Genomic DNA, 7440 nt, shown 5'->3' on the forward strand with positions numbered 1-7440 from the left:
GGGGGAGTTGGGTCAGGGCCGGGATCGGCCGAACGGCTCCCGGGTCCGCCTCACACCAGGTGGTCGAACTCGCCGTCCTTCGCGCCCGCCAGGAACGCCGCCATCTCGGAGGCCGTGTAGATCAGCGCGGGTCCGTCCGGGTCACGGGAGTTGCGCATCGCGATGCCGCCCTCGACGAGGGGTGCCACTTCGACGCAGTTCCCCTCGGCGTTGCTGTGCCGGCTCTTCATCCACCGTGCGTCCAGCGAACTCGCCCGCACTCCGTTGCGTACTGGTGGCATCGCAGTCTCCTTGCCGTGACCGACCCGTCGACGCAGTGTCGCGCAATTTCTCGTGCAATTGCACGCGAGCGCCGTCTGCGTGGATAATAGCCGTGGCGTCAACCCTTCGGTGGACGCCCGGTCCTGACGTCATTTCAGGGAGAAGACGTGCTCTCACCTGCGCCGACACCGCCGCGGACATCGGGCGTCGCCGGGGTGTGCGGGCACGTGAGGCACTCGGCCGGCGAACCGTCCGGCCTCCCGGGCCGACCGGCCCCTGCGAGCTGACCCGACCGCCGTGGAAAGGCCCCACGTCATGCGCACCGCTCCGACCGGACAGCAGAGCACATCGCGCACGGATCGCGACGTCCCCGCCGCGGCAGCGGCCCGGCAGGCGCCCCTCGCCGGCCTCGGGCAGGTGCCCTGGGCGGAGATCAAGGACTCCACCGGCTCCGCCGCGGCGATCCCGCTGCTGCTCAACCAGATCGCGTGGGGGGACCCCGCGACGGCCCGTGCCGCGCTGGAGGATGTGCGGAAACGCATCTGCCAGTACGGCTTCGTGGTGGAACAGGCCACCGCCGTCACGGTCCCCTTCCTGTGGGAGCTGGCCCAGCTTCCCCACGTCTCCTGCCGGGCGAGGATCATCCAGCTGCTCAAGAGCATCGCGGACGCCCGGCAGTGGGAGAGCACCGCCGCCGCCTATCCCAAGCTCCTCAACCACCGTGAGAACCACGTCACCTGGGAGCGGGCCGCCCGTCAGGCCGTGCGCGACCGGCGCGGCGTCCTGCGCCATCTGATGGCCGAGGGCGACGCCGAGATCGCCCGGGCGACCACCGAACTGGCCCGCGCGCTCGGTGAGTGGGGCTCACACGTCTCGGACAGCGCACAGCGGGTGTGAGGCCGGCGCAGTCGTCGGCCTCTGAGTTGGAGGAGGCGCTTGACCACGCGGGCCGCGTTGTGCGATGCCGCCAGGGTCGTGGTCATGGGCGACGGCGCCATGCCGGAGACCGGCACCCATGACGAACTCCTCCACCGCGGCGGGGCCCGCATGGCGCTGCACGCGCCGCAGGCGGCCTGAGCGGCGGTTGTTCGCGCGTCGCCGTCCACGCACCGAGGGCCACGTGCGGGGCCGCGCCGCCGAAAAGGGCGGCGACGGCGAGGGCGCGCGCAGTACTGTGCCGATCGGTGGGACACGGGGGAAGCCCCGCGTGCCCCTGGCGGCGCCGAACGCACCGCGGGTCTACTGAGGAGACGCAACCAACATGGGAGCCACCGCGCCCGACGCAGCCGCGGAGGGATCGTCCGAGGGCGCGCTCGCCGCGGCGCGGCACGACACCTTCACGGTCTCACTCCACCTGCCCGCACCCGCGAGCGCCGTGTACGAGGCGTTCTCCGACACGCCGCTCCGGCTCCGGTGGTTCAAGCTGCCGGGCCGTCAGACGGCCTACCGGCACGATTTCACGGTGAACGGCGGTGAACGGGCGTCGAGCCTTTTCCCGGTTCCCGGCGCACCGCCGGAACGGCTCGAGTACGCGTCCCGCTACCTCGACCTCACCCCGTGCTCGCGCATCGTGTACGCCTACACGGCGCGGGTGGACGACGTCGTGCGGTGGGCTTCGCTGGTGACCGTCGCACTGGACCCGGAGGCGGACGGCACCCGGCTGCGGTGGACCGAGCAGGCGGCCTTCCTGGCGGCGTCGGCGGAGCCGGAGCACGACCTTCCGCACCTGCGCGGCGCCACACGCCTGCGGTTGAACGGCCTCGTGGCCGCCCTGGCGGCCGACGCCTGAGCCCGTGGCCGGGGGCGCGCCGGGCGTCAGGCCGCGCTGCTGCGGTGGGTGGGGTGGCGGCAGGTCGCGTCGTGGGACGTGCCGAGACTGGTCCACCAGCGTTCGCAGCACGCCGCCCCGAGCTCCGCGCGGACGAGGGCCTCGGTGGCGTCCGGGGCCGCGGGTGTGGTGGTGGCGCCGGTACCGGGGCGTTCCGTCTCCCGGACCACGGCGATCAGCGGGACCAGACTCGCTGCGCTGAACAGACAACCGACCCAGGCGGGACCGTGGCCGAACTCCAGGACGGCCGTCCACGCCAGGCCGGCGCTGGTGACGACGTAGAGCGCGCACAGGGCGCGGGCGGACCAACTCATCGGTGGACACCGTTCGTAGACAGGGGGCCGTTCCCCCTGTCCAACTGCCCCCGGTGCGGCGAAGAAGCGGTTCCTCGCGACGCGCCCACGGTTCGGGTGAATTCGGCGGACGTACCCGTGCCGTGATGGTTCCGCGACCCACACGTGACTTTTTCGGCCGCAACGGCCCGTCATCGACGGAAATCCTGCCAATGGGCCGGGAAAGCGTGCATGATCCTGCCAGGGCGGGGCATACGGAGCAAAAAGTCGAGAGAGGGGAGCTCCGTGCTGGTTCCGGACCCGAAGGTCGTCAGGCATCTGCTGACGCAGTACGCATCACTCAAGATCGCCCAGGCGGAGAGGGAGAGGCCGTCGACGGCCCGGGAGTTGGAGGACGTGAGCTACACCCTGTGCGTCCTGATGGGCACCACGAGCGTGTACGACGCGATCGCCAAGGCGGACGCCCTGCTTCAGGCCGCGAACCGGCCGCAGCCGCAGACCCACGAGACGGACGGCGACAACGGCCTGTCCCTCGCGGTTTGACCCGCACGAACCCCTGACGCCCCGCGCACCGGCCCGATCGCCGGTGTGCGGGACTGCGGGGTAAGGCACCCGGGCGTGGACGAGGACGCCTAGACTCGACCCTCGTGCCCACCACGCGGGCCCACGAGAGGAAGAGCGCCGGGTGTTCCAGGATTCCCCCATCTACGACCGACTGATCGCCGAATGCGGAGACGTGCCCACCGAGGTGCGCCGGGAGGCCGAGCGCGTGAACAGGGAGCTGGAGATGGTCATGCGCCCGCTGCGCTCTCACGGCTACCCCGACCCGTCCCCGCGCGCCGCCCACCCCGGCGCAGGCTGGCAGCGCACGGCCATGCTGCCCGCGCCACGCCCGCAGTGACCCCCCGCACCGGCCGCGACCACCCGAGGGTTCAGGGCAGGGCGGAGCCGGTGCAGTTGACGTGCTGGGGCCGGTGATCGGTCAGAGGCCGCCCCAGCCACTCGGCGACGGCACGGGCGATCGGCAGGCCCGTGTCCACCTCCACGAAACCGAACTGACCTGACTGGTTGCACTCCAGGAACCACCAGGTCCCGTCGGCGTCCTCGGCGAAGTCGAAGGCGCCGTACGCCAGTTCCGCCTCCCGCAGATAGCCCCGCACCGCTTCCGCCACGCGCGGCGGCACCTCGGCCGGCTCCCACGGCCGGCCCGACGTGTCGAAACGCACGTCGACCAGGTCCGGGTGCGCGTGCGGATCGGCCGGCTTGCGGGCGGCCAGCAGACGCTCCCCGACGGCGGTCAGCCGGATGTCGGCCCGTTTGGCGATCCGGCGCTGGAGCAGGGTGGGTCCGTAGGCGACGGCCGAGAAGTCGGTGTCCGGGGCGACCCGGCTGGTCGGCACCGCCCGCGGCGGATCCTGCGGGTGCGCGCCCGAGACCGGCTTGACGACCAGGTCCGGATAGCGTGCGGCGAACTCCCGGGCCGCCTGCGGGAACGTCGTGATCAGCGTGGCCGGAACGGGCAGCCCGCAGCGCTGGGCGAGGTGCAGCTGCCAGGGCTTGTGCCGGGCGCGACGGGCCGCGTCCGGATGGTTCATCCAGCGCGCGCCGCTGCCGCGGAGCATGCCGTACAGTGCCTGCGCCGACTCCTCCGTGAGCCACGCCGACGCGTGCGGCGCCCGGGCGGCCGTGGCGCCGGGTCTGCGGACCCACACGGACCGCAGGCCGTCCAGGCTCACCAGCCGTCCGGCGGAGGACAGATGGCCGCGGAACGCCCCGTGGACGTACTCCCCGGAGAGCGCGACACCCCCGGTGAGATCGGCGGGGTCCAGCCGGACCACCGGAACGGCGGCGGCGTTCAGGTGGACCACCACCATGTCGGCCGTCACGTCCTCTTCACAAGTGAGGATCAGCACGGTCATTGTCGGCGGTCTCGCGTTCAGTCGTCGAAGTGGGTCTTGGAACCCGCCGTCGATGTCGTGGTCCCGAGCTCCCTCAGCAGCGCGTGGTCGCGGGCGGCGATCCGGCCGTCGATGAGCACGTTCAACTGCAGCCCGGAGTCGTAGGTGTACGGCACGGAGAACTCCAACTCCACGGCGGGCCGTGCGTAGTTGAGCGCGAACGGTTGCATCGTCTCTCCCTCGTCGGTACTGCATCGAACAAGTGGTGCCGCCGTGCGGAGCCCCTTGGCCGGCGCTTTCCTGCGACCTCCAGTCACTTATACGAATCGAACGGGTGAATGGTTTCCTTACTCTGCGTGATCGGCGCGGAGTTGGGCCTCGTCGCCCGTCGGTGACACGGTGGTGAGGAGGATGTGCGGGCCGGGCTCCCGGTGGTCAGCTCGCCGGTACGGCGCCGTGCGCGAGAGGGCGCGGGGGCCGCGGTGCGCGCGGGAGCGCGCCGATGTCGTCCGGATGGAGGGCGTCGGGCAGAACGTCGGCCGGCAGGACGGTGCGCGTGGTGGCCGTGTCCACGAGTCCTCCCCCAGCGCGGAGCCGCCGCGCCACGTCTGCTCTTCCCCCGCTTTCGATGGACGGATTCCCGTTTCCGGGCCGGGTTACCGCCTCGCGCGGCGGAACCGTTCCCGCGAACGTCCGTTCCCACTGCCCCCGGGCCCCGTGTGTTTCCGTGTTCACACGGGTGCGCGGGTGGAGTGGCGGGCGCGTCCTCCGCCCGTTAGTAATGGGCAGGGCAAGCCGCGTGTCGCAGCTCGGGGGCCAGGCGCGACCGCACCCCTCAGAGAGGGCCGATAATGATCACCCGCTCTTCACGGCAAGGTCCGGACCGTCCCCACACCGCCCAGACCGACCCCGCCGAGGCTCAGGCCGTACCGCCGGGCCCCGGGCACGCCGCCTTTCCCGCCGGTCCCGACCCAGGCCCGGCGCCCGTCGCGGCCCCGGTCCGTGACGCCGGTCCGGCGCGTGCCGCCGAACCGCCGCACGGCCCGGCAACCGAGTCCGCGCCGACTCCCGGGCATGACCTCAGCCCCGCACCCCGGTCCGCGCCGGCTGCCGATCCCGGCGCGCGCGCCGGTGCGGGGCCGGGCGCCCTGCCTGCGGCCTGCGCCGCGCCGGGGGCGGACCCCGCCGCGGCGGCGGAGGCCGTGCCGGCCGGGGCCGGCCTGACGGCCCCGGGCACCGCCGCGGCCTCCGGCGCCGCGTCCGGCGTGGACGCCGTGTCAGGAGCGAACCCCGCCTCAGGGGTGAGCGCCGGGCCGGGCGTGGGCGCCGCGGCGGACGCGCCGTTCAGCGGCGGTGCCGGGACGGGCGCGGTGGCTGCCGGGACGGACGTCACGTACGGCGTGGGGAGGGGCTCGGGCTCGGAGGCCCCTTCCGTCGAGTACGTTCCCTACGTTCCGTTCGATGCGAGGGCCCAGGTCGGCGCGGATGCCCAGGCGGGTACGGGAGTCCAGCCGGGTACGGAGGCCCCGTCCAGCGCGGGGTCGCCCCCGGGTGCGGTTGTTCCGTCCGGCCCGCCCCCGGCCCCGTACGCGCAGGACCCGTCCGGTCCGGGGCCGTCCACGAGTGCGGATGTCCCGTCCGAGCCGGGACTGGCCCCGCGTGCGGACATGCCGCCGGTTGCGGAGCAGTCCTCGCCCTCAGCCGTTCCTGCGGATGTGAGCCCCCGTCCGGTCGAGGGTGTCGCGTCCGGCTCGGGCACCCCCGCCACCACGGACGGTGTCGCCGGTGAGCATGCCGCCCCGGCCGGGGCGGCACCCGAGCGCGATCCGGCCGGAGATACCGATCCGGGCGGCGACACGGGCCCGGCGGCCGGCACCGACTCGGTCGCCGGCACCGGCCCGGTCGCGGGCCCCGACCCGGTCGGAGGGACCAACACGGGCGAACGCACCGATCCGGCCGCCGGCACCGGCCCGGTCGCGGGCCCCGACCCGGTCGGAGGCACCAACACGGGCGACCGCACCGGCCCCGACGCAGGCACCGGCCCAGCCGCCGGCCCCGATCCCGTCGGAGGCATCAACGCGGCCGAACGCACCGACCCGGGCGCGGGCACCGACCCCGTCGGCGGCCTGCTGCACGTCGCCGCCGCGCAGCGGCCGTTGGAGGACATCGTCCAGCTGATCACCCTCCTCCAGCAGTCCGGGGAGTACGCGGGCGCGGCGGCCGACGTGCTGCGCGCCGTCGGTGTCGAACGGCCCGTGGAGGACGTCAGCCGGCTGGTCGCCGTGTTCTCCCGGCCTCCGTACCGCCCCGGGGACGCCGACGAGATGATCCGTGCCGCCGCCGCGCACCGCCCGGTCGCGGAGGTCACCCGGCTGATGGAGTTGCTCTACCGCGAGCCGGCGGAGCAGCACTGCGGCGACGAGGCCGTACGCGCTGCGGCGACCGGCCGCCCGGTGGAGGAACTGGTGGAACTCGTCGGGCGGTTGGCCCGTGAGCGGGAGCAGCGCGCCGCGCAGGCGCCGCCCGCGCCGTCCGGCACCGAGCAGCCGGTGGCCGAGGCGGACCGGGCGGGCGAACCGGTGTCGCCGTCCCGCGAGGACGGGCCGCCCGCCGCGCTCGCCTCCTGGGCCGGCCGTCTCGCCGCGCTCGTGCTGACCCTGTGCGGCGTCGCCTGGTTCCCGCTGCACCGCGACGGCGCATCGGCCCGGGTGTACGGCGTGGCCTTCGGGCTGTCCGCCCTGTGCCTGCTGCTGGCCCTGCTCCTGACCCGCCGGCGTCCGGCACTGCCCGTGCTCGGCGCGGCGGTGGCCGTACCGGCGGCCATGGCGGCGGCCCGGCTGCTGGTCGGCCGGATCGACGTGGCGGGTCTGTCACGCTCCCTGGAGCTGACGGCCGCACCGCCGTGGGTCACGGGCCCGCTGGCCCTCGCCGCCGCCCTGACCGCACTCGCGGCGCTGTGCGTGCGCCCGGCCGCCGGACGCCCGGCCGCCGAACGTGCGGATGCCGAACGCCCGGCCCCGGAACCGGCCGCGGCCCCGGCGGCAGTGGGGGAGCGGGCTTCCTCCGAGTAGACGCGGGTGCGCGGAGCGCGCGAGGCGACGGGCCGGCGCCGCGGGCGGGCGGGGCCGCGGGGCGGCGCCGGCGGGGGCCCCCCCCCCCC

At 74.5% G+C, this 7440-nt stretch carries 11 protein-coding genes; 6 read left to right on the forward strand and 5 right to left on the reverse strand.

Annotated elements, in window-relative coordinates:
• Positions 1-50 precede the first annotated feature (50 nt).
• Complete coding sequence (locus AB0E88_RS15375) at positions 51-281, reverse strand: DUF397 domain-containing protein (protein ID WP_361629877.1); 231 nt, start codon at positions 279-281, stop codon at positions 51-53.
• Positions 282-576: 295 nt separating this feature from the next.
• On the opposite strand from AB0E88_RS15375, the gene AB0E88_RS15380 reads away from it, so the two are divergent.
• The 3 genes from AB0E88_RS15380 to AB0E88_RS15390 all read left to right on the forward strand — a co-directional run bounded on the left by AB0E88_RS15380 (position 577) and on the right by AB0E88_RS15390 (position 2050).
• Positions 577-1158 (forward strand): hypothetical protein, encoded by a 582-nt coding sequence (locus AB0E88_RS15380; RefSeq protein ID WP_361629880.1) that lies wholly within the window; start codon positions 577-579, stop codon positions 1156-1158.
• Between the two features lie 39 nt (positions 1159-1197).
• On the forward strand, positions 1198-1338 hold the full coding sequence (locus tag AB0E88_RS15385; protein WP_361629883.1) for a hypothetical protein: 141 nt from the start codon (positions 1198-1200) through the stop codon (positions 1336-1338).
• A gap of 184 nt (positions 1339-1522) precedes the next feature.
• Positions 1523-2050: an SRPBCC domain-containing protein gene (locus tag AB0E88_RS15390; RefSeq protein WP_361629886.1), complete on the forward strand. Its 528-nt coding sequence runs from the start codon at positions 1523-1525 to the stop codon at positions 2048-2050.
• A 26-nt stretch (positions 2051-2076) separates the two neighbouring features.
• Here the strand turns inward: AB0E88_RS15390 and AB0E88_RS15395 are convergent, their stop codons facing one another.
• Positions 2077-2403: a hypothetical protein gene (locus AB0E88_RS15395; protein WP_361629889.1), complete on the reverse strand. Its 327-nt coding sequence runs from the start codon at positions 2401-2403 to the stop codon at positions 2077-2079.
• A 264-nt stretch (positions 2404-2667) separates the two neighbouring features.
• Here AB0E88_RS15395 and AB0E88_RS15400 point away from each other — a divergent pair, with 264 nt between their 5' ends.
• Both AB0E88_RS15400 and AB0E88_RS15405 read left to right on the forward strand, forming a co-directional pair.
• Positions 2668-2925 (forward strand): DUF5133 domain-containing protein, encoded by a 258-nt coding sequence (locus AB0E88_RS15400; RefSeq protein ID WP_361629892.1) that lies wholly within the window; start codon positions 2668-2670, stop codon positions 2923-2925.
• A gap of 142 nt (positions 2926-3067) precedes the next feature.
• Positions 3068-3283, forward strand: coding sequence for a hypothetical protein (locus tag AB0E88_RS15405; protein ID WP_361629895.1), 216 nt, complete (start codon positions 3068-3070; stop codon positions 3281-3283).
• A gap of 31 nt (positions 3284-3314) precedes the next feature.
• Here AB0E88_RS15405 and tgmB read toward each other — a convergent pair whose 3' ends face one another.
• The 3 genes from tgmB to AB0E88_RS15420 form a co-directional block, all read right to left on the reverse strand.
• The gene (gene tgmB, locus AB0E88_RS15410; protein ID WP_361629898.1) at positions 3315-4301 is read right to left on the reverse strand and encodes an ATP-grasp ribosomal peptide maturase; all 987 of its coding nucleotides are present in this window, start codon (positions 4299-4301) and stop codon (positions 3315-3317) included.
• Positions 4302-4318: 17 nt separating this feature from the next.
• On the reverse strand, positions 4319-4510 hold the full coding sequence (tgmA, locus tag AB0E88_RS15415) for a putative ATP-grasp-modified RiPP (RefSeq protein WP_361629901.1): 192 nt from the start codon (positions 4508-4510) through the stop codon (positions 4319-4321).
• Positions 4511-4715: 205 nt separating this feature from the next.
• The gene (locus tag AB0E88_RS15420) at positions 4716-4853 is read right to left on the reverse strand and encodes a hypothetical protein (RefSeq protein ID WP_361629904.1); all 138 of its coding nucleotides are present in this window, start codon (positions 4851-4853) and stop codon (positions 4716-4718) included.
• Positions 4854-5995: 1142 nt separating this feature from the next.
• On the opposite strand from AB0E88_RS15420, the gene AB0E88_RS15425 reads away from it, so the two are divergent.
• Positions 5996-7351: a hypothetical protein gene (locus tag AB0E88_RS15425; RefSeq protein ID WP_361629907.1), complete on the forward strand. Its 1356-nt coding sequence runs from the start codon at positions 5996-5998 to the stop codon at positions 7349-7351.
• Positions 7352-7440 lie beyond the last annotated feature (89 nt).

Origin of the sequence: Streptomyces sp. NPDC028635 (assembly GCF_040637635.1) — a bacterium.
In the GTDB taxonomy this organism is placed as follows: Bacteria; Actinomycetota; Actinomycetes; order Streptomycetales; family Streptomycetaceae; genus Streptomyces.